This is a genomic window from Streptococcus sp. CF8_St5-17 (genome assembly GCF_024295665.1).
GTDB lineage: Bacteria > Bacillota > Bacilli > Lactobacillales > Streptococcaceae > Streptococcus.
This window is the reverse complement of sequence record NZ_JANCOU010000011.1, coordinates 1-23,256: the sequence shown is the minus strand read 5'-3', so window position 1 is coordinate 23,256 and position 23,256 is coordinate 1. Positions and strand designations below refer to the sequence as shown.

At 33.9% G+C, this 23,256-nt stretch carries 20 protein-coding genes and 4 tRNA genes; 17 read left to right on the top strand and 7 right to left on the bottom strand.

The genetic code is table 11. The features are described 5' to 3' along the window. Nucleotides 1–26 precede the first annotated feature (26 nt). Nucleotides 27–2,681: a YhgE/Pip domain-containing protein gene (locus NMM19_RS07940; protein ID WP_178895630.1), complete on the bottom strand. Its 2,655-nt coding sequence runs from the start codon at nucleotides 2,679–2,681 to the stop codon at nucleotides 27–29. Nucleotides 2,682–2,809: 128 nt separating this feature from the next. On the opposite strand from NMM19_RS07940, the gene NMM19_RS07935 reads away from it, so the two are divergent. Beyond that, nucleotides 2,810–3,352, top strand: coding sequence for a TetR/AcrR family transcriptional regulator (locus NMM19_RS07935; protein WP_178895631.1), 543 nt, complete (start codon nucleotides 2,810–2,812; stop codon nucleotides 3,350–3,352). A 41-nt stretch (nucleotides 3,353–3,393) separates the two neighbouring features. Here the strand turns inward: NMM19_RS07935 and NMM19_RS07930 are convergent. The 6 genes from NMM19_RS07930 to rlmH all read right to left on the bottom strand — a co-directional run bounded on the left by NMM19_RS07930 (nucleotide 3,394) and on the right by rlmH (nucleotide 6,427). Further along, a tRNA-Asn gene (locus NMM19_RS07930) sits at nucleotides 3,394–3,467 on the bottom strand. 5 nt (nucleotides 3,468–3,472) lie between these two features. Then, a tRNA-Glu gene (locus NMM19_RS07925) sits at nucleotides 3,473–3,544 on the bottom strand. Nucleotides 3,545–3,595: 51 nt separating this feature from the next. After that, nucleotides 3,596–4,348 carry a competence system response regulator transcription factor ComE gene (gene comE / locus NMM19_RS07920; RefSeq protein ID WP_178895632.1) on the bottom strand — a complete coding sequence of 251 codons (753 nt, stop codon included), beginning with the start codon at nucleotides 4,346–4,348 and terminating at the stop codon, nucleotides 3,596–3,598. Then, complete coding sequence (gene comD, locus NMM19_RS07915) at nucleotides 4,345–5,664, bottom strand: competence system sensor histidine kinase ComD (protein WP_178895633.1); 1,320 nt, start codon at nucleotides 5,662–5,664, stop codon at nucleotides 4,345–4,347. Before comD ends, comE begins: the two co-directional genes overlap by 4 nt. Before the next feature lie 168 nt (nucleotides 5,665–5,832). Further along, a tRNA-Arg gene (locus NMM19_RS07910) sits at nucleotides 5,833–5,906 on the bottom strand. A gap of 41 nt (nucleotides 5,907–5,947) precedes the next feature. Beyond that, the gene (gene rlmH, locus NMM19_RS07905; protein ID WP_178895634.1) at nucleotides 5,948–6,427 is read right to left on the bottom strand and encodes a 23S rRNA (pseudouridine(1915)-N(3))-methyltransferase RlmH; all 480 of its coding nucleotides are present in this window, start codon (nucleotides 6,425–6,427) and stop codon (nucleotides 5,948–5,950) included. Nucleotides 6,428–6,612: 185 nt separating this feature from the next. On the opposite strand from rlmH, the gene NMM19_RS07900 reads away from it, so the two are divergent. The 16 genes from NMM19_RS07900 to NMM19_RS07825 all read left to right on the top strand — a co-directional run bounded on the left by NMM19_RS07900 (nucleotide 6,613) and on the right by NMM19_RS07825 (nucleotide 23,190). Then, nucleotides 6,613–7,794, top strand: coding sequence for a S1C family serine protease (locus NMM19_RS07900; RefSeq protein WP_178895635.1), 1,182 nt, complete (start codon nucleotides 6,613–6,615; stop codon nucleotides 7,792–7,794). Between the two features lie 59 nt (nucleotides 7,795–7,853). Further along, nucleotides 7,854–8,615 carry a ParB/RepB/Spo0J family partition protein gene (locus NMM19_RS07895; RefSeq protein WP_178895636.1) on the top strand — a complete coding sequence of 254 codons (762 nt, stop codon included), beginning with the start codon at nucleotides 7,854–7,856 and terminating at the stop codon, nucleotides 8,613–8,615. A gap of 212 nt (nucleotides 8,616–8,827) precedes the next feature. Next, entirely contained in the window at nucleotides 8,828–10,183 is a 1,356-nt protein-coding gene (gene dnaA, locus NMM19_RS07890) for a chromosomal replication initiator protein DnaA (protein WP_178894381.1), read from the top strand. A 158-nt stretch (nucleotides 10,184–10,341) separates the two neighbouring features. Further along, nucleotides 10,342–11,478: a DNA polymerase III subunit beta gene (dnaN, locus tag NMM19_RS07885; protein WP_178894382.1), complete on the top strand. Its 1,137-nt coding sequence runs from the start codon at nucleotides 10,342–10,344 to the stop codon at nucleotides 11,476–11,478. Between the two features lie 66 nt (nucleotides 11,479–11,544). After that, on the top strand, nucleotides 11,545–11,739 hold the full coding sequence (locus NMM19_RS07880) for a DUF951 domain-containing protein (RefSeq protein WP_006150549.1): 195 nt from the start codon (nucleotides 11,545–11,547) through the stop codon (nucleotides 11,737–11,739). 84 nt (nucleotides 11,740–11,823) lie between these two features. Then, nucleotides 11,824–12,939, top strand: a complete 1,116-nt coding sequence (gene ychF / locus NMM19_RS07875) for a redox-regulated ATPase YchF (RefSeq protein WP_006150542.1) — start codon at nucleotides 11,824–11,826, stop codon at nucleotides 12,937–12,939. A gap of 72 nt (nucleotides 12,940–13,011) precedes the next feature. Further along, nucleotides 13,012–13,581: an aminoacyl-tRNA hydrolase gene (pth, locus tag NMM19_RS07870; protein WP_178894383.1), complete on the top strand. Its 570-nt coding sequence runs from the start codon at nucleotides 13,012–13,014 to the stop codon at nucleotides 13,579–13,581. Beyond that, a complete protein-coding gene (gene mfd, locus NMM19_RS07865) occupies nucleotides 13,574–17,077 on the top strand; it encodes a transcription-repair coupling factor (protein ID WP_178895637.1) in 3,504 nt (1,167 codons plus the stop codon). Before pth ends, mfd begins: the two co-directional genes overlap by 8 nt. Before the next feature lie 65 nt (nucleotides 17,078–17,142). After that, complete coding sequence (locus NMM19_RS07860) at nucleotides 17,143–17,409, top strand: RNA-binding S4 domain-containing protein (protein ID WP_006146042.1); 267 nt, start codon at nucleotides 17,143–17,145, stop codon at nucleotides 17,407–17,409. Further along, complete coding sequence (locus tag NMM19_RS07855) at nucleotides 17,402–17,770, top strand: septum formation initiator family protein (protein ID WP_178894384.1); 369 nt, start codon at nucleotides 17,402–17,404, stop codon at nucleotides 17,768–17,770. The genes NMM19_RS07860 and NMM19_RS07855 overlap by 8 nt, the downstream gene beginning before the upstream one ends. Nucleotides 17,771–17,776: 6 nt before the next feature. Next, nucleotides 17,777–17,899, top strand: a complete 123-nt coding sequence (locus tag NMM19_RS07850) for an SP_0009 family protein (RefSeq protein WP_006154842.1) — start codon at nucleotides 17,777–17,779, stop codon at nucleotides 17,897–17,899. Next, nucleotides 17,892–19,160 (top strand): serine hydrolase, encoded by a 1,269-nt coding sequence (locus NMM19_RS07845; protein WP_178894385.1) that lies wholly within the window; start codon nucleotides 17,892–17,894, stop codon nucleotides 19,158–19,160. The genes NMM19_RS07850 and NMM19_RS07845 overlap by 8 nt, the downstream gene beginning before the upstream one ends. Further along, nucleotides 19,157–20,434: a tRNA lysidine(34) synthetase TilS gene (tilS, locus tag NMM19_RS07840; RefSeq protein ID WP_178894386.1), complete on the top strand. Its 1,278-nt coding sequence runs from the start codon at nucleotides 19,157–19,159 to the stop codon at nucleotides 20,432–20,434. The genes NMM19_RS07845 and tilS overlap by 4 nt, the downstream gene beginning before the upstream one ends. Before the next feature lie 4 nt (nucleotides 20,435–20,438). After that, entirely contained in the window at nucleotides 20,439–20,981 is a 543-nt protein-coding gene (gene hpt, locus NMM19_RS07835) for a hypoxanthine phosphoribosyltransferase (protein ID WP_006150551.1), read from the top strand. A gap of 16 nt (nucleotides 20,982–20,997) precedes the next feature. Then, entirely contained in the window at nucleotides 20,998–22,956 is a 1,959-nt protein-coding gene (gene ftsH / locus NMM19_RS07830) for an ATP-dependent zinc metalloprotease FtsH (RefSeq protein ID WP_178894387.1), read from the top strand. Between the two features lie 162 nt (nucleotides 22,957–23,118). Then, nucleotides 23,119–23,190 (top strand) — tRNA-Glu (locus NMM19_RS07825). Nucleotides 23,191–23,256: the final 66 nt, after the last annotated feature.

The window sequence follows — 23,256 nt, the reverse complement described above, 5'->3', positions numbered from 1 at the left end:
TATTCATTGTTTCACGTGAAACTTTTTTAATCTTCATCCATTTTTTTAGGTTGATAAGCTAACATGCCTAATCCTATGAATAAAACCAAAGTTACGAGAAGGAAAATTACCTGATGATGAATATTTCCTGTCATAGAAATGGTTTGTCTCAATCCTGAAACTGAATAACTCATTGGTAACCAAGGATTAACAGCTTTAAAGAAATCATTTGTCAAAGCAAGTGGATATGTTCCTGCACTCGAAGCTAATTGTAATAATAGCAATATTAGAGAGAAGAAAGCACCCAAACGACTATTCCATGTTGTTAATGCAGTTACCATAGACATAAATGTTAAGCTTGCGATAATAATTAAGAATAAAGTTCTCATTTCATGATTTGCTGTTAGACCAATAAGATGAACTCCACCAAATACTAACACAGCTGCTAACACAGCGATAACTCCATTTATCTCAAAGCGAGATTTGAACCAAGCCCAGCGAGTTTCAGGATGACGACCTGAAGGTAATTTAGCAAAAATCATATTTGTTGATAATGCAGCGACAAAGAGAGCGACTGATATCATATAAGGAGCCATAGCAATCCCATTTACAGGAACTTGATCATTATCTTTTTTTGAAAGACTCAAAGGCTCAGATAATATTTCTGCATTATTAGACTCTGTTGATGCTGATTTTAGTTGATTGCTAGCACTTCTTAAGCCTTGTCCTAGGTCAGTAGTTCCTACTTGTAAACTTCCAATACCAGCAGTTAAAGTTGCTCCACCTTCAGCTAATTTTCCAGCACCATCTGCAATTTTTGCTGCTCCATTTCCTAACTGAGAGCTAGCTGAAAGCAATTGACTTGATTTATCTGTTAATTGACTTGAACCAAGCTGTATTTTATCAAGTCCTGCAATTAATTCCGGACTCTTGCTATTTAATTGGTTAGAACCAGATGATAGTTTTTCAATACCTGTTACTAATTCTGGTGTTTTCCCAGCTAGAGTATCCAAACCAGTTGTCAATTTTGAAGAGTTTTCTGTCAACTTGGTTGAGCCAGAAACCAATTGATCCAAACTTGTTGTTAAAGTTGTATTCTTTTCACTTAGTTGATTTACACCTAAAGAAATAGTATCCAATCCTTTAGTATACGCATTAACTCCATTTTCAATTGATTGACTTCCGGGAACTAACTGATTATCTACAGCATTTTGCAACTGTGTAAATCCACTTGACATAGATGTCAAGGAACTAGACGCTATAGGTAAAAGTTGATTTGCTTTAGTCTGTAAAGTAGAAAGATTAGAGATTGGTTGGTTTATACTTCCTAAATTTTCTTTTAAATCTCCTGCCGTCGTTAAAATTGCTTTTGCTGACTCTATCGTAGAATTAGAATTATTTGAAACAGCTTCAGTCAGTTCTTTTTTCTGAGTATCAGTAAGAGACTGATAAGTTGCTGTTGCTTGAAGATTGGTAAGAATTTTTTCTTGCTCTATTTGACTATTAGTCACAATAGTTTGAGCGAGAGTAGTTATAGTTGTTAAGTCATTAGATATTGTATTTTTAAGATCAGTATTATCTGAAACTGTAACTGATTGGAGAGCCTTATTCAACTCATCTAAACTGCTTGCTAATTGAGTGATTTCCTCTTTTTGTTGAGATGAAGTATTCAATTGAGTCGAAATTTCTTTAATCCCTTTATTTAATTGGGCGATACCGTCTCTCAATGTATCTGATTGACTTGAAAGTTGTTTTGTACCAACAGATAATTTGTCCACTCCACTTGTATAGGCATTGACACCAACCGAAAATTGACTGAGACCTGAATTGAGTTGTGAAACTCCACCAGCATATGACTTCATCCCTGTATTTAACTGGTTGATACCTGTTACTAATTCAGGAGTCTTGGAAGATAATTGATTAAGTCCAGTGTCAACCTGTGAAACTGCACTTGTATAGTTCTGTAAACCATCATTAAATGTTCCTAAGCCACTATTCAGTTGCTTTACTCCTGTGACATATGTTGTCAACCCTCTTGTAAATTGTTCACTTCCATCAGAAAAAGTTAAACTTGAGTTAGCTAAAGTATTAAGATTTGAAGACAATGTTTGACTTCCTACAGCCAATTGACCAGCTCCGTTGGCTAATTGTTCACTTCCATCTGCAGCTTTGGTTAAACCGGATTTTAAATCACCCATCTTTTGAAATAAAGCTTTCGTGTAAGTCTCAGTTACACTGGCAGAAACATTTTGTTTTAACTGTGTCATAGCAGAATCGCTCATCTTACTTGCAATGAAGCTATGTCCACTAGAAGTTTGATAGTCAATGTTCATTTGTTCTGGGTGATCTGTTAAAATAGAAGCAGCCTTTTCAGACAAGTCGCTTGGCAAAGTGACTACCATATAGTAGTCACCGTCTTCTAGACCCTTCTTACCTTCTTCTTCATTGACAAAATGAAAATCTAATGATTTATTTTCCTTTAAATTAGACACCATGTCTTTTCCGATAGCCATCGTATTTCCATTGTAAGTCGCTTCTTTATCATTATTAACGACCGCTACAGGCAACTCAGATAATTGGCCATATGGATCCCACATAGATGATAAAAATATGATGTTGTATAAAGCTGGAATGAGAGAAATCCCTATCATTACAATGATAAAGGTTGGTTTTTTAAATATTGCTTTCCATTCTTTAAACATATTGTCTCCTTTTTTACACATATTGTCTAAAATTTTGATATAATAGATTATACATTAAAAAATCTAAATTACAAGGTAAAAATTAAATTTTTAGACACTACGTCTATTTTTGTTCACAAGGAGGAACTATGACAGAGAGTAACAAACGCTTAAAAACAAAACGTACTATCGAGAATGCTATGGTTCAATTATTAATGGAACAACCATTTGATCAAATTTCTACTGTTAAGCTAGCTGAGAAAGCCGGAATTAGTCGCTCTAGCTTTTATACACATTACAAAGATAAGTATGATATGATTGAACATTACCAAAGTAAGCTTTTTCATACCTTTGAGTATATTTTCCAAAAACACGCAAATCATAAAAGAGATGCTATTCTAGAAGTGTTTGAATACTTAGAGTCTGAACCTTTATTAGCTGCTCTTCTATCTGAAAATGGTACAAAAGAGATACAAAACTTCCTGAGAAATAAACTTCATATCATGCTTAGCACTGACCTCCAGAAACGCTTTATGCAATTAAATTTAAACGACATTGAGTTAGAATATAGTAGCATCTATCTAACCAATGCACTATTTGGTGTATGCCAAACTTGGATTGCTCATGGAAAAAAAGAAAGTCCGCAAGAAATGACAGACTTTCTTATGAAAATGTTAGGAGATTCAAATTAGCAACAAAAAAAGAACACCAATGGTGTTCTTTTTTTGTTTGACTCCGCCAGTAGGACTCGAACCTACGACATCATGATTAACAGTCATGCGCTACTACCAACTGAGCTATGGCGGATAATATAGTCCGTACGGGATTCGAACCCGTGTTACCGCCGTGAAAAGGCGGTGTCTTAACCCCTTGACCAACGGACCATCTATCTGTAGCAGATATAACCATTATATCAATTTCTTACTAATTGTCAATCACTTTTTAGATTTTTTCTCCAGAATATCTCTTAATTTCCGAACCTTGAGACGGGTAATCGGGCAGCGATGTTCCTCATAAAAAACCACTTCTAAATTTTTTCGATCAATTTCCCTAATATTTCCTACATTAACAAGAAATGATTTATGAGCAGAATAAAATCTTTGAGTATCTTTATCTTTTTCTTGAATATCCGCCATAGTCCCATAAAATTCTTTGGCAAAATTCTTACCAATAATCCTTAACTTATGAGATACTCCTGTTGTTTCAATATATAAAATATCATGGTAGGGAATTTTTAAATCATTTCCTTTGTAGTTATAGTCAAAATAATCCACAACATCTTTATTTTCAAGCAGCATACTTTTGGTATATAAGATACTCTGTTCGATACGTTTTTTAAATAATTCATCATTGATATCTTTATCAACAAAATCCAAGGCTGATACTTGATATTTGTAAGTTAAGGTAGCAAATTCTGATCTACTAGTGATAAATACGATAATTGCATAGGGATTGTGGCGACGAATAAACTGTGCTACCTCAAATCCTTTTTTCTCAACTCCATGAATATCAATATCTAGAAAATAAAGCTGGTTTACTTCATCATTTTCGATATATTCCTTAAACTCTCGTTCTTTACCTGTTGTTTTATAAGAAATAGGAATATTCAATTCCTTTGAAATTTCATCCAAGGTTCTTTCTAATCTGACTTGATGTTGAATAACATCTTCTAAAATTAATACTTTCATTCAAACTCTCTCTTAAATCTAATAATCTGTCTAAACGTACTATCTTCCATCTCTGTCTCTAAAATGATATTTTCATACTTATCCAAAATCTCTTTGACATTATTAAGGCCAATTCCTCTATTTCTACCTTTAGTAGAAAAACCTAGTTCAAACAAGTCTTCTGAAGGTGTCATAGTAATTCTACACGAATTTTGAATCACGATAACTGTTTCTAAATCCATCTTAATCACTGCAACTTCCATTTGTTTTAAATAACTTTCTGCAGCACCCTCAACAGCATTATTTAACAAAACACTCATAATACGAACAAGATCGAGTAAATCGATTGACAATCTTGTGATAATATCCTTTACTTCTAATGTAAACTCTACGTCATTATTTCTGGCATATACAATAGATTGAGCAATCAAACTTCGTAAAGCTGAATCTTCTATATTGTTTAAATCAAAGTATGTATACTTATCTGAACGTAATTTTTGATTAGCTTTGACTAGAACTTCATTGTAAACCCTGTAAATTTCCTGTAAATCTCCACTATCAATCGCCATTTGCATACTAACAAGCATACCTGCATAATCATGACGAAAACCACGGATTTCATTGTACAAACCAACAATTTCATCTGTATATGTCTGTAAATGTTCTTGTTCAAATTTTTTCTGTTTTAGGGCAATTTCTTTTTCAACTCGCACCTTATGAGAATTCATAGCGAAGAATATTAGTAGTAAACAGATAAAGACAATTGTTGCTAAAATACTACTGAAATTATTAAAATGAGCATGAATACCCACCATATCTGAAATGAATAATAGAACTTGTAAAGTAAAGAAAATTAAAATGACCTTTTTGAAAAATGGATAAAGGTAATTTTTATCAAAATAAGTAAGTTCAAGATGAAAATAAGTAATAATTTTTTTAGTGATAAAATACGTCAGCATCAAAACCACTACAAAAAATAAATCTTCATATTTTATTAAGAAAGAATCACCTGTTATAGAGGATATGATTACTGCTATAAATGTATGAGTACTTTGATATAATAAAGACAATAATAAACTAATAAAAATAGCTTTGAACTTATTATATTTTTTAAATCCTATTAAATAAGCAAAGATAATACAGGTAAATGAAATTTTTTCCATTCCTAATCCATGTAAAGAAGTTAAATAGAATAAAATTTCAACAATAGACTGTAATATAAATACCCAAGAAATAAACAGATATCTTTCTTTTTTTATTGCCTTACAAATGAGTTCATAGCTATTTGTTAGAATAAGAATATGAAGAATAACTATGAGTATTTTCAATAAATCCATTATATCTCCCTATAATGTTTTCTCTTTTTCTTTATAAATAAACTTACAAGCCTATTATACAAAACGGAGTCTGTTTTAAAACATTTCATTCTCAACTGCACATTTTTGTACCTGAACTGTCAATTTTTACAAAAAACGCTGGGTTTCCCCAGCGTTAAATCTAGTATATGATCCCAGCAGGATTCGAACCTGCGACCGTTCGCTTAGAAGGCGAATGCTCTATCCAGCTGAGCTATGAGACCTAACTAGTTTATCTTATCAAAATAATCGAGAATAGTCAATCCTATTTATGATAGGGAGAACCTTGTTGGATGGTAAAGGCTCGGTATATCTGTTCTACAAGAACTAGACGCATTAATTGATGTGGAAGAGTCAGTCTACCAAAACTAAGGGATAGATTCGCTCGATTTTTTACTTGAGGAGAAAGACCCAGACTCCCACCAATCACAAAGGTTAAGGTTGAATAACCATTAATAGAAGCTTGTTCTAGTTGTTTACTGAATTCTTCAGAAGACAAGGTTTTCTCTTCAATAGCTAAAACGACAACAAATTCTCTATCCCCAATTTTGGAAAGAATTCGATTTCCCTCTAAATCTAAGATTTTTTCATTTTCTGAATCGCTGGCACGATCTGGTGTCTTTTCATCAGCTAATTCAATCATTTCTACGGCAGCAAATCGTGATATTCTTTTAGAATATTCTGCAATTCCATCTTTGAGATACTTTTCTTTTAGTTTTCCAACTGTTACAATTTTTATTTTCATGCTTCTATTTTATCATAATCGCATTCTATTCACATCTTATTCACAAATGAAAAAGGTTAAAAAACACAATAAATTCACAAGTTTTAATCAGTTATCCACAGATTGTTAAAAACTTAAACTTTTTTAAGCTAGGATTAAGTTAATAATTTTATACTTTCACTAATAAATCAAATTTGGAGGATTCTATGAAAAACTTTAACAAGTTTTCAAAAACAATTGGACAACTTTTACTAGTTATTCTTATTAGCTTTTTTAGTGGTCTATTAGGAAGTTTGGCTGTTCTTCAATTCAACCAAAAGCAAGGAAGGGGAGAACAAAATAGTGCAGCGATCACTCAGACTGCTTCGAAAAATGAAAATTCTACCACACAGGCTGTAGATAAAGTTAAAGATGCTGTTGTATCTGTCATTACTTACTCATCAAACTCTCAAAATAGTTTACTCGGATCTGATGAAACTGATACAGATACCAATTCTGAACAAGTATACAGCGAAGGTTCTGGTGTCATTTATAAAAAGGAAGGGGATACTGCTTACCTTGTAACCAATACTCACGTTATTAATGGTGCTAAAAAAGTTGATATTCGTTTAGCAGATGGCACAAAAGTCCCTGGTGAAATTGTGGGTTCTGATACTTATTCAGATATTGCCGTTGTAAAAATTGCTGCAGATAAAGTCACAACAGTAGCCGAATTTGGTGATTCTAGTCAATTAACAGTTGGAGAAACAGCTATTGCAATCGGAAGTCCTCTAGGTTCTGAATATGCCAATACTGTGACACAGGGGATTGTATCAAGTTTAAATAGAAATGTATCTCTAAAATCTGAAGACGGACAAGCTATCTCAACCAATGCTATCCAAACAGATACAGCTATTAACCCTGGGAACTCAGGTGGTCCTTTGATTAATATCCAAGGCCAAGTTATCGGTATTACATCAAGTAAGATTGCCTCTAATGGTGGAACATCTGTCGAAGGTCTTGGTTTTGCCATTCCTGCAAACGATGTAATCAATATTATTAAGCAGTTGGAAAAAGATGGAAAAGTAACTCGACCTGCTCTTGGAATCCACATGGTTAACTTATCAAATCTTAGTACAACTGATCTTCAAAAACTAAAACTTCCTGGAAATGTTACTTCTGGTGTAGCTGTTCGTTCTGTTCAAAAAAATATGCCTGCAAATGGACATTTACAACAATATGATGTCATCACAAAAGTAGATGATACCAAGATTTCATCTACAACTGAATTGCAAAATGCTCTATATAGTCACTCTATTGGAGATGAAATGACTGTAACTTATTACCGTAATGGTAAAGAAGAAAAAACTACAATCAAACTAGATAAGAGTACAAGTGATTTAAATTAATAGTTTACATATTTGTAAACCTACTTTACAGAATATCAAAGATGTGATACTGTAGAAATATGGAAGAACTCAAACTCATTCGTATCAGTGATATTCAAAAAAATCCCTATCAACCTCGTAAAGAATTTTCAAAAGAAAAAATTCAAGAACTTGCCCAATCTATTAAAGAAAATGGTTTAATTCAACCTATTATTGTCCGTCAATCTCCAGTTATCGGATATGAAATCCTAGCTGGAGAAAGACGGTATCGGGCATCAATAGCAGCTGGGCTAACAGAAGTTCCGGTAATCATCAAAAAACTATCTGATCAAGATATGATGATTCACTCAATCATTGAAAATTTGCAGCGGGAAGACTTAAATCCGATTGAGGAAGCAAAAGCTTATCAATCTTTAATTGATAAAGGGTATACTCATGCAGAAATTGCTGACAAAATGGGGAAATCACGTCCCTATATTACCAATCTTGTTCGCTTACTAACACTTCCCAATTTTATTCTAATGGAAGTAGAGAAAGGAAAATTATCTCAAGCACATGCTAGGCTTCTAATTCAACTACCTGTGAAAGAACAAAAAAATTTACTCAATCGCATTCAGAAAGAGGATTTATCAGTTCGGCAGGTGGAACATCTACTTAAAGAAGAAAAAAATAAGAAGAAAAGCAAAGAAAAAGATCACTTTATCAAAGAAGAAGAAGAAAATTTGAAAAAATTGTTGGGATTAGATGTCCAAATCGTCCTTCAAAAAAAAGAGGCAGGAAAAATAACTATCTCTTTTCATAATCAAGAAGAATACCAACGTTTTATTAACAGCCTAAGATAAGGCTGTTATTTTATTTTTCTCAACTCACATAATTATCCACTGGATTAGTATAGAAAAAGTCGATTAAATCAAAAATAAGATAATTTATCCACAACTTGTGGATAAATCTTTTAAACATTGTGGATTGTTTTTCACAAGTTGTGGAAAAATTGCTTGCTATGTGATAAAATAGTGTTTAAGATTACACCATTTAGAAAAGGAGGAGTTTGTTGTTGAAAGAAAAACAATTTTGGAATCAGATTTTAGAATTAGCTAAAGAGAGATTGACACGATCAATGTTTGATTTCTATGCAACACCTGCTGAATTAATAAAGGTCGAGGGAAATGTAGCTACCATATTTTTACCAAGATCTGAAATGGAAATGGTTTGGAGTACAAAACTCAATGATATTATTGTAGCTGTCGGTTTCCAAATCTATGACACTGAAATTAAAGCACAATATGTATTGACTAAGGAAAATTCTGACTCCTCCGATACAACAACTGTTGAAAATTCTAATCATCAACAAGAACAAACTATAAAATCTATCCCTTACTCAGAAACAGGATTAAGAGATATTTATACTTTTGATAATTTCATCCAAGGAGATGGAAATATTTGGGCCAAGTCTGCTGCTTTAGCCGTCTCGGAAGATCCTGGGCTAACTTATAATCCTCTGTTTATATATGGAGGACCTGGTTTAGGAAAAACTCACTTACTCAATGCTTTGGGGAATGAAATTCTTAAAAAAAATCCTAATGCGCGTGTAAAATATATTCCTGCTGAAAGTTTTATTAATGAATTTTTAGATCATTTAAGACTCAATGATATGGATAATTTTAAAAAAACCTATCGAAGTCTAGATCTCCTTCTTATTGATGACATTCAATCTCTTAGTGGAAATAAAGTACAAACTCAGGATGAATTTTTCAATACATTTAACAAACTTCACAGTAATAATAAACAGATCGTTTTAACGAGTGACCGTAGGCCAGAACAACTAGAAAACCTACCTGAACGACTTGTCACGCGCTTCTCATGGGGATTAACAACGGATATTACTCCACCTGATTTTGAAACTCGTATCGCTATCCTAAATAGTAAAACAGAGGATTTAGATTATCATTTTCAACCTGACACAATCGAATATTTGGCTGGCCAGTTTGATTCAAATGTACGTGAATTAGAAGGTGCGCTCAAAGATATTAGTCTCATGGCTAAAGTCAAACAAATCAACACTATAACTGTGGATATTGCATCTGAGGCTATACGTGCTAGAAAACAAAGCGTCAGCACCATGATTGTCATTCCGATTGAAAAAATCCAAGAGGAAGTCGGAAAATTTTATGATGTGAGCGTTAAGGAGATGAAGGGAACTAGACGTGTTCAGAATATTGTTCTAGCTCGCCAAGTTGCTATGTACCTAGCTAGAGAATTAACTGATAACAGTCTTCCAAAAATCGGAAAAGAATTTGGTGGTAAAGATCATACAACCGTCATTCATGCTCATGCAAAAATCAAATCTATGATTGAAACTGATGATAAATTACGTATAGAAATCGAAACCATCAAAAAGAAAATCAAATAACTTGTGGATAAGTGTTTAAAATTTTACTGATTTATTAACAAATTTTAAACAAGTATAACTTCTTGATTTTTCTAAACTAAACTTGGTTTTCCACAGATTTCACACAGCCTACTATTACTATTAACCTTCTAATAATAAAAATAAATAAAGGAGATTCCATGATTCATTTTTCTATTAATAAAAATTTATTCCTGCAATCATTAAATATTACTAAACGTGCTATTAGTTCAAAAAATGCTATTCCTGTTTTATCAACTATTAAAATTGATGTGACTAACGAAGGAATTACATTAATTGGATCAAATGGTCAAATTTCAATTGAGAATTTCATTTCTCAAAAAGATGAAAATGCAGGTCTTCTGATTAACTCTTTAGGTTCTATCCTTCTAGAAGCTTCATTCTTTATCAATGTTGTTTCTAGTCTTCCAGATGTGACTCTTGATTTTAAAGAAATTGAACAACACCAAATTGTATTAACAAGTGGGAAATCAGAGATTACCCTTAAAGGTAAAGACAGCGAGCAGTATCCACGTATCCAGGAAATTGCAGCAAGTAATCCTTTAGTTCTTGAAACAAAGCTTCTTAAAAAGATTATCAACGAAACTGCCTTTGCAGCTAGTGTTCAAGAAAGTCGTCCAATCTTGACTGGTGTACATTTTGTCCTAAGTAATCATCAAGAATTAAAAACAGTTGCGACAGATTCTCACCGTCTCAGTCAGAAGAAATTGACACTTGAGAAAAATAGTGATAATTTCGACGTTGTTATCCCTAGTCGCTCTCTACGCGAATTTTCAGCTGTTTTTACAGACGATATCGAAACAGTAGAGATTTTCTTCGCAAACAACCAAATTCTCTTTAGAAGCGAAAATATTAGCTTCTACACACGTCTCTTAGAAGGTAATTATCCTGATACAGATCGCCTAATTCCAACAGATTTTAATACGACAGTGACTTTTGATGTTGTGAATCTACGTCAATCTATGGAACGTGCACGTCTCCTATCAAGTGCAACTCAAAACGGTACTGTAAAATTAGAAATCAAACAAGGAGTGGTTACAGCCCATGTAAATTCTCCAGAAGTTGGTAAAGTAGACGAAGAAATTGATACAATTGCTGTATCTGGCGAAGACTTGACTATTAGCTTTAACCCAACTTACTTGATTGAAGCACTAAAAGCCTTGAATAGTGAAAAGGTAACAATCAGCTTCATTTCAGCAATTCGTCCATTTACCTTGGTACCAGCTGATACAGATGAAGATTTCATGCAGCTGATTACACCAGTTCGTACAAATTAATGGAAAGAGGTTGAGCCTAGCTCACCTCTTTTATGATATAATCAGAAATATGAAAAGGAGAGTAGTATGTATCAAGTTGGAAATTTTGTTGAAATGAAAAAACCACATGCTTGTACAATCAAATCTACAGGCAAAAAAGCAAATCGTTGGGAAATTACTCGTTTAGGTGCAGATATTAAAATTAAATGCAGTAATTGTGATCATGTAGTCATGATGAGTCGCTATGATTTTGAAAGAAAAATGAACAAAATTATCGACTAGAAACACTGAATTGGAGAGTTAGCAAGTTTTCCCTTTTTGTGTTATAATATTGAAGATTGAAATGTGAACGGAGAATGAGAAACTATGGCTTTAACAGCAGGTATCGTGGGTTTGCCAAACGTTGGTAAATCAACCCTATTTAACGCAATTACAAAAGCAGGAGCAGAGGCTGCAAACTATCCATTTGCAACCATTGATCCAAACGTTGGGATGGTAGAAGTTCCAGATGAACGCCTCCAAAAATTAACTGAAATGATCACTCCTAAGAAGACAGTTCCAACAACCTTTGAATTTACAGATATTGCAGGGATTGTAAAAGGTGCGTCAAAAGGTGAAGGTCTTGGTAATAAATTCTTGGCCAATATCCGTGAAGTTGATGCCATTGTCCATGTGGTTCGTGCCTTTGATGATGAAAATGTCATGCGTGAACAAGGTCGTGAAGATGCTTTTGTTGATCCACTAGCAGACATTGATACCATTAACCTAGAATTGATTCTTGCTGACCTAGAATCTGTCAATAAACGCTATGCGCGTGTTGAAAAGATGGCACGTACGCAAAAAGATAAGGAATCAGTTGCAGAATTTAACGTTCTCCAAAAGATTAAACCAGTTCTTGAAGACGGTAAGTCAGCACGTACCATTGAATTTACAGATGAAGAGCAAAAAGTAGTCAAAGGACTCTTCCTTTTGACTACTAAACCAGTTCTTTATGTAGCAAATGTGGATGAGGATGTTGTTGGAGACCCAGAATCTATTGATTATGTGAAGCAAATTCGTGAATTCGCAGAAACAGAAAATGCAGAGGTAGTGGTGATTTCTGCGCGTGCTGAAGAAGAAATTTCTGAATTAGACGATGAAGATAAAAAAGAGTTTCTTGAAGCTATTGGTTTGACAGAATCAGGTGTGGATAAGTTGACTCGTGCAGCTTACCATCTACTTGGACTTGGAACTTACTTCACAGCTGGTGAAAAAGAGGTTCGTGCTTGGACCTTTAAACGTGGTATGAAAGCTCCACAAGCAGCTGGTATCATCCACTCTGACTTCGAAAAAGGTTTTATTCGTGCAGTAACTATGTCTTATGATGATTTGATTAAATACGGATCTGAAAAGGCTGTAAAAGAAGCTGGACGTTTGCGTGAAGAAGGAAAAGAATATGTCGTTCAAGATGGCGATATCATGGAATTCCGCTTTAACGTATAATCAACATTTTTAATAGTGTCAATTAGGTTGGAAAAAAATTCCAACCCTTTTGGGTTTTGAAAGGAAATTTTAATGACAAAATTACTTGTAGGATTGGGAAATCCAGGGGATAAATATTTTGAGACAAAGCATAATGTTGGTTTTATGTTGATTGACCAACTAGCAAAAAAACAGAATGTATCCTTTACACACGATAAAATATTCCAAGCTGAATTAGCTTCATTTTTCCTTAATGGTGAAAAAATTTATCTAGTGAAACCAACAACTTTTATGAATGAAAGTGGGAAAGCAGTTCATGCTTTATTAACCTACTATGGTTTAGATATTAAAGATTTACTGATTATTTACGATGATCTTGACATGGAAGTAGGAAAAATTCGTCTTCGCGCTAAAGGATCAGCTGGCGGTCATAATGGTATCAAGTCAATTATCCAACATATTGGTACACAGGTTTTTAATCGTGTAAAGATTGGTATAGGTAGACCTAAAAAAGGAATGTCTGTTGTTCACCACGTTTTGAGTAAATTTGACAAGGATGACTATATAGGTATTTTACAGTCTATTGACAAGGTTGACGATGCTGTAAATTATTATTTACAAGAGAAAAACTTTGAAAAAACAATGCAGAAATACAATGGGTAAGGGAATGTCATTAATCGAATTCTTTTTAGAGAATAATCATATACAATCATGGAATGGGCATTTATCTCTCAAACAAAGACAATTACTACTTGGTTTATCAGGATCAGCAAAATCCTTAGCTATTGCAAGTAGTGCTAAAAATCAGGACAAGATTTTAGTGATGACATCTACTTATGGAGAAGCTGAGCGTCTAGTAAATGATTTAATTTCTATCCTGGGTACTGATATGGTTTATCCATTTTTAGTAGATGATTCACCAATGGTAGAATTTTTAGTATCGTCACAAGAAAAGATTTTTTCTCGCGTTGAAGCCTTACGTTTTCTAAGAGATAAATCTCAAAAAGGAATATTAGTTTGTAACATGGCAGCTAGTCGTATATTCTTGCCTGATCCTAAGATTTTCGATGATAGTGTTTTAAAACTGCAAGTCGGACAAGAGTGTGAACAAAGAGAATTAAAAAATAAGTTAACTGCACTTGGTTATAAGAAAGTTACACAAGTTCAGAGTCAAGGTGAATTTAGTCTTCGAGGGGATATTTTAGATATCTTTGAAACATCACAAATTTCTCCTTACCGAATTGAATTTTTCGGTGATGAAATAGATGGGATTAGAGAATTTGATGCAGAGACACAATTATCAAAGGAAAGTCGCCCTGAAATTTCTATATATCCCGCTAGTGATATTTTACTAACTGCTGAAGATTATCATCGTGGTCAGGAATTTTTAGAAAAAGAGATTGACAAGACATTGTCACCAACTGTAAAGTCTTACCTAGAAGAAGTTTTTAGTTGCACGAAAGAGCAAGTTTTTCATGCAGATATTCGAAAGTTTTTATCTGTTTTGTATAAAAAACAGTCGACCTTGATTGACTACTTGAACCAAGCGCCTATTATCTTTGATGATTTTCAAAAAATCATGGATCAGTATGATATTTTTGATAAGGAAACAGCTAGCTACTTTACAGAGGATTTACATAATAGTAAAGCTGTATCAAGTTTACAATACTTTGCAGATGTAGAAAGTCAATTTAAAAAATATTTACCAGCTAGCTTCTTTTCTAATTTTCAAAAGGGACTTGGAAATCTAAAATTTGATCATCTTTATCAATTTAATCAATATCCAATGCAAGAGTTCTTCAATCAATTTTCTTTTCTGAAAGAAGAAATTGAACGCTATAAAAAATTAAAATATACGATTGTTCTTCAGTCAAGTAGCGAGAATGAACTAAAAAAATTGTCAAGTATTTTAGAAGAATATGACATAAAAGTTGATAATATTAGTGCGAATGAATTCTGTAAAGGAACTGTCAATATTGTTGAAGGAAACCTTCGTCATGGTTTTCATTTTGTGGATGAGAATCTTGTATTCATCACTGAATATGAAATATTCAAAAAGAAGATTAAACGCAAATACAGAAGACAAAATATTAGCAATGCTGAAAGATTAAAGGATTATAGTGAACTCCAAAAAGGAGACTATGTTGTTCATCAAATTCATGGGATTGGTCAATTTTTAGGAATTGAAACGATTGAAATCAAAGGGATTCATAGAGACTACGTAAGTGTTCAATACCAAAATGGAGATCGAATTTCTATCCCTGTAGAACAAATCCAAACCTTATCTAAGTATGTTTCAAGTGACGGTAAGGCTCCAAAGTTAAACAAATTAAACGATGGACGTTTTAAAAAAGCTAAGCAAAAAGTTAAAAATCAAGTTGAAGACATCGCAGATGACTTAATTAAGTTATATGCAGAGAGGAGTCAACTTGAAGGTTTTGCATTTTCAAAAGATGATGAAGACCAAGTTGCTTTTGATGAGGCTTTCCCTTATGTTGAAACTGAGGACCAACTTCGAAGTATAGATGAAATTAAAAGGGATATGCAGACTTCTCAACCAATGGATCGACTCTTAGTTGGAGATGTTGGTTTTGGTAAGACAGAAGTTGCCATGCGAGCTGCATTTAAAGCTGTCAATGATCATAAACAGGTTGTCGTTTTAGTGCCAACAACTGTTCTTGCGCAGCAACATTACAGTAATTTCAAAGAAAGGTTTGAGCAATTTGCTGTAAACGTAGATGTTTTAAGTCGTTTTAGAAGTAAAAAAGAGCAAACTGAAACACTTAAAAAATTGAAAAAAGGCCAGGTAGATATCTTGATTGGGACCCATCGAGTTTTGTCTAAAGATGTTGAATTTGCAGATTTAGGATTGATCATCATCGATGAGGAACAACGTTTTGGTGTCAAGCATAAGGAAGCACTTAAGGAATTAAAAAAGAAGGTGGATGTCTTAACCTTGACAGCTACACCAATTCCTCGAACTCTTCATATGTCTATGCTAGGTATCCGAGATTTATCTGTCATTGAAACCCCTCCAACAAATCGATATCCTGTTCAAACCTATGTTCTTGAACAAAATGATCGTGTGATTCGTGATGCTGTGTTGAGAGAAATCGATCGTGGTGGTCAGGTTTACTATCTTTACAACAAAGTTGACACGATTGAAAAGAAGGTTTCAGAATTACAAGAACTGATTCCTGAAGCTTCTATTGGTTTTGTTCATGGTCAAATGAGTGAAATTCGTTTAGAGAATACATTACTTGATTTTATTGAAGGCGAATATGACATTTTAGTAACTACGACAATCATTGAAACAGGTGTAGATATTCCAAATGCTAATACCTTGTTTATTGAAAACGCAGATCACATGGGCTTGTCAACCTTGTATCAATTAAGAGGTCGAGTTGGTCGTAGTAATCGAATCGCTTATGCTTATCTCATGTATCGACCAGACAAATCTTTGACAGAAGTTTCAGAAAAGAGATTAGAAGCTATCAAAGGTTTTACCGAATTAGGTTCTGGTTTCAAAATTGCTATGCGTGATTTATCCATTCGTGGGGCAGGTAATCTTTTAGGAAGTTCTCAGTCTGGTTTTATAGATTCTGTTGGTTTTGAATTGTATTCTCAGTTACTAGAAGAAGCAATTGCTAAGAAAAATGGAACTGACAAGAAACGTGAAAAAGGAAATGCTGAGTTAATTCTACAAATTGATGCCTATCTTCCAGATGAGTACATATCAGATGAGCGCCATAAAATTGAAATTTACAAGAGAATTCGTCAGATTGACAATCGTGTCAACTATGAAGAATTACAGGATGAGTTGATAGACCGATTTGGAGAATATCCAGATGTAGTTGCCTATCTCTTAGAAATTGGATTAGCCAAAGCATATCTCGATAAAGTATTTGTCAATCGTGTAGAAAGAAAGAATAATAAGCTTGTCATTCAGTTTGAAAAAATATCGCAACAACTATTTTTAACCCAAGATTATTTCCAGGCTCTTTCTCAGACAAATCTGAAGGCTAATATTTCTGAGAATCAAGGTTTGATTGAAGTTGTATTTGATATCCGAAATAAAAAAGATTATGAGATTTTAGAAGGACTCTTAACCTTTGGAGAATCGTTAGCGAAGATAAAAGACTTAAAAGAGTCACATTAGGGATTACCTTTTTTCTTCTATAAAAGGGAGAAAAATGGTACAATAATAATTTGAGGTATTATAAGATGAGACTAGATAAATATTTAAAAGTATCACGAATTATTAAACGCCGTACGGTAGCTAAGGAAGTTGCAGATAAAGGGCGAATCAAGGTAAATGGAATCCTTGCTAAAAGTTCAACAGATTTAAAAATCAATGATCAAGTTGAAATTCGCTTTGGAAATAAGTTGTTACTTGTAAAGGTGCTCGAAATGAAAGATAGCACAAAAAAAGAAGATGCAGCTGGAATGTATGAAATTATCAGTGAAACAAGGGTAGAAGGCGATGTATAAAAAAATAGTCCAAATGAATAACTCTTTTATTCAAAATGAACACCAACGACGTAAATACATGATGGAAGAACGTCAAAAACGCAATCGTTTTATGGGATGGGTTTTGATTTTGATAATGTTGTTATTTATCTTGCCAACTTATAATTTAGCACAAAGTTATCAACAATTACTAACACGTCGTCAGCAATTAACGGATTTGAAAAAACAATACCAGGAATTGAGTGACGAAAAGGATAAAGAAGCTAGTTTAGCAACTAAGCTAAAAGACGAATCCTATGCAGCTAAATATTCCCGTGCAAAATATTATTATTCGAAATCATGGGAGGAAGTTTATACAATTCCGGACTTGCTTCCTAGGTAATGTAAAATGGAAAATTTATTAGATATTGTCGAAAAATTTTTAAGTCAGTCAGATGAAAAATTAGATGAGTTAGCTCAAAAGAATCATCTGTTACGACTACAAGAAGAAGAGGGGAAAAAGAATGCGTAAATTTTTAGTGATATTACTACTTCCTATTTTCCTAAAAAGCGTTCAAGTAGTAAGCACTGAGAATCCAGTTATCATTCCAAAACAAGAAGTTTATTCTTTAACTCATACTCCATATCATTTTTATTATCAAGATATTATAGAATCTCCAAAATTTTATGGTGAGACGCCAGTTTATTCTACAGAAGACCTGATTAAAGAATCAGGAAAAGTCAATGCAGAAACAAAATTATCTGTTTTAGAATGGCGATTAAATAAACAAGGACAGCCTGTGTTTAAATTGTCAAATAATCAATTTGTGATGGCTGATAAACGACTTTTATACGATAGTTCCATCGTAAACGATTTTTCTAAACGAGTATGGCTAGAACCAGGATTTGTCGTTTATAATAGTCCTTATGATCAACAAGAATTAAAGTCTACTTTAGCAGCTTATCAAGAGGTTGAAGCAGATATGTCTATTTTTGCTGAAGGTCGTGAATTCTTACATATCAAGCAAACGGGCTGGATTTCGACGGATTATATTTCCGATGATGATAATCGTATTCAGAAAGTACAAGAGTTGCTATCTGCAAATTATCAAAATGAACAGTTCTCTATTTATGTGAAACAATTGAGTACAGGTAAAGAAGCTGGGATTAACGAAGATCAGAAAATGTACGCTGCTAGTGTTATGAAATTACCTTATCTTTATTCTGTTCAGGAAAAAATCAATCAAGGTGATTACCAACTTGACACGAAATTGAAGTATGTTTCCGAAGTTAATGATTTCCCTGGTTCTTATAAACCGGAAGGAAGCGGTAGTCTCCCTAAAACAGCGGACAATAAAGAATACACTATCAAAGATTTAATCACAAAAACTGCAAAAGAATCTGACAATGTAGCTCATAATATTCTTGGTTATTATATTACGAATAAATCAGATGAAGCCTTTAAAAAAGAGATGGCTACTATCGCAGGTGAAGAGTGGGATGTGACAGATAAGTTGGCTTCAGCTAAAATGGCTGGTCAAGTTATGGAATCTATTTATAATCAGAATGGTTTTGTTTTAGAATCCCTATCACAAACATCATTTGATAATCAGAGGATTGCTAAGAATATTTCTGCTAAGGTAGCCCATAAAATTGGGGATGCAGATGAATTTAAACACGATGTAGGAATAGTCTATACAGATTCTCCTTTCATTATTTCAATCTTTTCCAAAAATTCTGATTATGATACCATTTCTAAAATTGCTAAGGATGTATATGAGGTCCTAAAATGAGAGACCGCGATTTTTTAAATCATCTTCTAGAAAAGGATTATTTCAAAGATCATTCAAGAGTTGTGCTAGCTTTGTCTGGTGGATTGGATTCGATGTTTCTCTTTCGTCTTCTTTCAACTTATCAAAAAGAACTTGGTATTGAATTGTTTTTAGCTCATGTAAATCATAAACAACGACCAGAGTCAAATCAGGAAGAAAATGAATTAAGAAAATTAGCTGAACAAGCTGGAGTTCCAATTTATGTAGCTTGTTTTACTGGAGATTTTTCAGAAACGAATGCTCGTCAATTTCGCTATAATTTTTTTAGAGAAGTGATGGAGAAAACTTCATCTACAGCTCTTGTAACAGCTCATCATGCAGATGATCAAGTTGAGACAATCTTTATGCGATTGATTAGAGGTGTTAGACTACACCATTTATCAGCTATTAAAGAAAGACAAACGTTTAATAAGGGAGAGTTAATTCGTCCTTTGTTGTCTTTTTATAAGAAGGATTTTCCTAAAATTGAGCATTTTGAAGATCCAACGAATAAAGAAAATCACTATCTTCGCAATCGTATTCGCAACCTCTATCTGCCACAGTTAGAAAAAGAAAATGTTCAGGTAAAAAAGGCATTTTTAGAGTTTGGGAAAGAAGTTTCTGATTATCAAATTGCTCTGGCTGAATTATCTCAAGCGGTTGATGTGGAAGATTTAACTCAGTTTTTATCTTTTAGTGAAGCAACGCAAGGAGTTTTACTACAACAATACCTTAGTCGTTTTGCTGATTTAAATGTAACAAGAGAACAATTTCAAGAAATTCATCATATTTTAAAAACTAAGAGTCAATATCGCCATAGTATAAAAAATGGTTATGAACTTATAAAAGAATACCAGCACTTTCAAATTGGTAAAATCAGACCAAAGTCTGATGAAAAAAGTAGTGAGTGTGTGCTAAACTATCAAAATCAAGTTTATTATGAAGGTTTTCTATTTTCATTCGGAATTCCTTTAAAAGGCGAAAATGTTCAACAAATAAATGTTTCCCGTGAAACATCATTGATTTTGAGGCATCGACAGTCAGGTGATTATTTGATAATAAATGGTCATCGAAAAAAAGTAAGGCGACTTTTTATTGATTTAAAAATTCCTGCAGAAAAACGAAAAAATGCGATTATTGTTGAGCAATTCGGAAAGATTTGTTCAATTTTAGGAATTGAATTCAGTGATTTGAGTATAAAAATGAAAAATGATATAATGAACACTGTACTTTATATAGAAAAAATAGATAGGTAAAATCATGTTAGAACAAGATATCAAGAAGATTTTGATTTCACAAGATGAAATTACAGAAGCTGCTAAGAAGTTAGGTGCTCAATTGACCAAAGATTATGAAGGTAAAAATCCGATTCTAGTTGGTATTTTAAAAGGATCTATTCCTTTTATGGCAGAATTGGTGAAATATATCGACACTCATCTTGAGATGGACTTTATGATGGTTTCTAGCTATCATGGTGGTACTGTAAGTAGCGGTGTTATCAATATCAAACAAGATGTAACTCAAGATATTAAAGGTAGACATGTTGTTTTTGTGGAAGATATTATCGACACTGGTCAAACCTTGAAAAGTTTGAGAGATATGTTTACTGCTAGAGAAGCGGCATCTGTTAAGATTGTTACAATGCTTGATAAACCTGAAGGCCGTACTGTAGAAATCGAAGCAGATTATACATGTTTTACAATTCCGAATGAATTTGTTGTAGGCTATGGTTTAGACTATAATGAAAATTATCGTAACCTTCCTTATGTAGGTGTATTGAAAGAGGAAGTTTACTCAAAATAGAAGGGTAAGTTGTTGAATGCAAAAGCAAAATAATGGTTTTATAAAAAATCCATTTCTTTATTTGTTGATGATTTTCTTGCTAGTAACAGGATTTCAGTACTTTTTCGCTGGAAGAGCTGCTGGGCACAGTCAACAAATTAAATACTCAGAATTGGTGCAGGAAATCACTAACGACAATGTAAAAGAAATAACCTATCAACCAAGTGGTAGTGTTATTGAAGTGTCTGGTGTCTATAAAACTGCTAAAACAGAAAAACCGGAAACAGGTATTCAGTTTTTCACACCTTCTGCAACAAAAGTAGAAAAATTTACAAGTATTATTCTTCCATCGGATACTACTGTAGCAGATTTGCAAAAATTAGCTGGGGAACACCAAACACAAATTGAAGTGAAGCATGAAAGTTCAAGTGGTATGTGGATTAACATCCTAGTTTCAGTAGTACCATTTGCCATTTTATTCTTCTTCCTATTTTCTATGATGGGCAATATGGGTGGAAATAGTGGACGCAATCCGATGAGCTTTGGACGCAATAAAGCTAAGGCTGCTAATAAGGAAGATATCAAAGTACGCTTTTCAGATGTAGCAGGAGCTGAAGAAGAAAAACAAGAACTTGTTGAAGTTGTTGAATTCTTGAAAGATCCAAAACGCTTTACAAAATTAGGTGCTCGTATCCCAGCTGGTGTTCTCTTAGAAGGACCTCCGGGAACTGGTAAAACATTACTTGCTAAAGCAGTAGCAGGAGAAGCTGGAGTACCATTCTTTAGTATTTCAGGTTCTGACTTCGTAGAAATGTTTGTCGGTGTCGGTGCCAGCCGTGTACGTTCACTTTTTGAGGACGCTAAAAAAGCAGCACCAGCAATTATCTTCATTGATGAAATTGATGCCGTTGGTCGCCAACGTGGTGTCGGTCTTGGTGGAGGTAATGACGAACGTGAACAAACCTTGAACCAACTCTTGATTGAAATGGATGGTTTTGAAGGAAATGAAGGAATCATTGTCATTGCAGCAACGAACCGTTCAGATGTTCTAGACCCAGCCCTTCTTCGTCCAGGTCGTTTTGATAGAAAAGTATTGGTTGGTCGTCCAGATGTTAAGGGACGCGAAGCGATTCTGAAAGTCCATGCTAGAAATAAACCTCTAGCAGAAGATGTAGACTTGAAGTTAGTAGCACAACAAACTCCTGGTTTTGTTGGTGCTGACTTAGAAAACGTATTGAACGAAGCGGCATTAGTTGCTGCCCGTCGCAACAAATCAGTCATCGATGCTTCAGATATTGATGAGGCAGAAGATCGCGTTATTGCAGGGCCCTCTAAGAAAGATAAAACTGTTTCCCAAAAAGAACGTGAAATGGTTGCTTATCACGAAGCCGGGCACACTATCGTAGGGTTAGTCTTATCGAATGCGCGTGTAGTTCATAAGGTAACAATTGTTCCTCGTGGTCGTGCAGGTGGTTACATGATTGCTCTTCCAAAAGAAGATCAAATGTTGCTATCTAAAGAAGACATGAAAGAACAATTAGCTGGTTTAATGGGTGGACGTGTTGCTGAAGAAATTATCTTTAATGTCCAAACAACAGGTGCATCAAACGACTTTGAACAAGCTACACAAATGGCGCGTGCAATGGTTACAGAGTATGGTATGAGTGAAAAACTTGGACCTGTTCAATATGAAGGAAATCATGCAATGTTTGGTGCTCAAACTCCACAAAAATCTATTTCAGAGCGTACAGCTTATGAGATTGACGAAGAAGTTCGAGCATTGTTGAATGAAGCACGTAATAAAGCAGCTGAAATTATTCAATCAAATCGTGAAACGCATAAATTAATTGCAGAAGCCTTATTAAAATATGAAACATTGGATAGTACACAAATCAAATCTCTTTACGAAACAGGAAAAATGCCTGAATCAGTAGAAGAGGAATCACGTGCCCTATCATATGATGAAGTCAAATCAAAAATGGCTGAAGAAAACTAAAATATTAGTAGGCTATATACAAGAGAGGATATAATGTTATCCTCTCTTTCTTATTGTAAAAAACAATATATGAAAAACTATTAAAAAAATTTCAGAAAAATAAACCCAATATCTTGACAAGGGGAAAAAAGTAGGTATAATAGAAAGAGTTGACAAGCTCAGGGTCCGTTGGTCAAGGGGTTAAGACACCGCCTTTTCACGGCGGTAACACGGGTTCGAATCCCGTACGGACTATGGGTGTATCGTGGTTGATGGGAACAGGTTATAAAAAAAGTTAAAAAAACCTGTTGACAGAGAAAA

Excerpts from the sequence above, each read along its gene's own strand:
- NMM19_RS07940 (WP_178895630.1), bottom strand. The coding sequence starts at position 2,681 with ATGTTTAAAGAATGGAAAGCAATATTTAAAAAACCAACCTTTATCATT.
- NMM19_RS07935 (WP_178895631.1), top strand. The coding sequence starts at position 2,810 with ATGACAGAGAGTAACAAACGCTTAAAAACAAAACGTACTATCGAGAAT.
- comE (WP_178895632.1), bottom strand. The coding sequence starts at position 4,348 with ATGAAAGTATTAATTTTAGAAGATGTTATTCAACATCAAGTCAGATTA.
- comD (WP_178895633.1), bottom strand. The coding sequence starts at position 5,664 with ATGGATTTATTGAAAATACTCATAGTTATTCTTCATATTCTTATTCTA.
- rlmH (WP_178895634.1), bottom strand. The coding sequence starts at position 6,427 with ATGAAAATAAAAATTGTAACAGTTGGAAAACTAAAAGAAAAGTATCTC.
- NMM19_RS07900 (WP_178895635.1), top strand. The coding sequence starts at position 6,613 with ATGAAAAACTTTAACAAGTTTTCAAAAACAATTGGACAACTTTTACTA.
- NMM19_RS07895 (WP_178895636.1), top strand. The coding sequence starts at position 7,854 with ATGGAAGAACTCAAACTCATTCGTATCAGTGATATTCAAAAAAATCCC.
- dnaN (WP_178894382.1), top strand. The coding sequence starts at position 10,342 with ATGATTCATTTTTCTATTAATAAAAATTTATTCCTGCAATCATTAAAT.
- NMM19_RS07880 (WP_006150549.1), top strand. The coding sequence starts at position 11,545 with ATGTATCAAGTTGGAAATTTTGTTGAAATGAAAAAACCACATGCTTGT.
- ychF (WP_006150542.1), top strand. The coding sequence starts at position 11,824 with ATGGCTTTAACAGCAGGTATCGTGGGTTTGCCAAACGTTGGTAAATCA.
- pth (WP_178894383.1), top strand. The coding sequence starts at position 13,012 with ATGACAAAATTACTTGTAGGATTGGGAAATCCAGGGGATAAATATTTT.
- mfd (WP_178895637.1), top strand. The coding sequence starts at position 13,574 with ATGGGTAAGGGAATGTCATTAATCGAATTCTTTTTAGAGAATAATCAT.
- NMM19_RS07860 (WP_006146042.1), top strand. The coding sequence starts at position 17,143 with ATGAGACTAGATAAATATTTAAAAGTATCACGAATTATTAAACGCCGT.
- NMM19_RS07855 (WP_178894384.1), top strand. The coding sequence starts at position 17,402 with ATGTATAAAAAAATAGTCCAAATGAATAACTCTTTTATTCAAAATGAA.
- NMM19_RS07850 (WP_006154842.1), top strand. The coding sequence starts at position 17,777 with ATGGAAAATTTATTAGATATTGTCGAAAAATTTTTAAGTCAGTCAGAT.
- NMM19_RS07845 (WP_178894385.1), top strand. The coding sequence starts at position 17,892 with ATGCGTAAATTTTTAGTGATATTACTACTTCCTATTTTCCTAAAAAGC.
- tilS (WP_178894386.1), top strand. The coding sequence starts at position 19,157 with ATGAGAGACCGCGATTTTTTAAATCATCTTCTAGAAAAGGATTATTTC.
- hpt (WP_006150551.1), top strand. The coding sequence starts at position 20,439 with ATGTTAGAACAAGATATCAAGAAGATTTTGATTTCACAAGATGAAATT.
- ftsH (WP_178894387.1), top strand. The coding sequence starts at position 20,998 with ATGCAAAAGCAAAATAATGGTTTTATAAAAAATCCATTTCTTTATTTG.